Raw genomic sequence first — 523 nt, forward strand, 5'->3', positions numbered from 1 at the left:
GAGCTGGCCAGTCATCACCCCTCAGCTTCAGAGGAATGGCATTAATGGTGCGCACGTTTTCAGTGATGTTTTCACCCGTAGTACCATCACCACGCGTTGCCGCTTGAACTAAAATACCGTTTTCATACAGCAGACTCACGGCTAAGCCATCTAGCTTTGGTTCACAACAATACTGCTTAATGCTTTCTCCACCGATTCGGTCTTGAGCACGTTTATGGAAGCTGTCGAGTTCACTGTCGTCGAATGCATTATCTAATGACAACATTGGGACTTCGTGTGTCACCTGACTAAATTCAGAAAGCGGCTTACCACCCACTCGCTGACTTGGCGAATCAACCGTCACTAAATCAGGATGTTGAGCTTCAATTTCTAGCAGTTCACGCATTAGGCGGTCGTATTCTGCATCTGGAATCTCTGGATTATCTTCCACGTAGTAGCGAACGGCGTGGTAGTGCAACGACTCTTTGAGTTCTTCTAGCCGTTGATGTACTGATTCAGACATAGTAAAGCCCCGTATATTGTC

At 46.8% G+C, this 523-nt stretch carries 1 protein-coding gene; it reads right to left on the reverse strand.

Annotated features, from left to right (window positions below; genetic code table 11):
* Window positions 1–502: DNA ligase LigA-related protein (locus R8N47_RS28305; protein WP_412034504.1), on the reverse strand; the 502-nt coding region annotated here is incomplete at its 3' end.
* Window positions 503–523: the final 21 nt, after the last annotated feature.

Source organism: Vibrio sp. 2132-1, assembly GCF_033344315.1.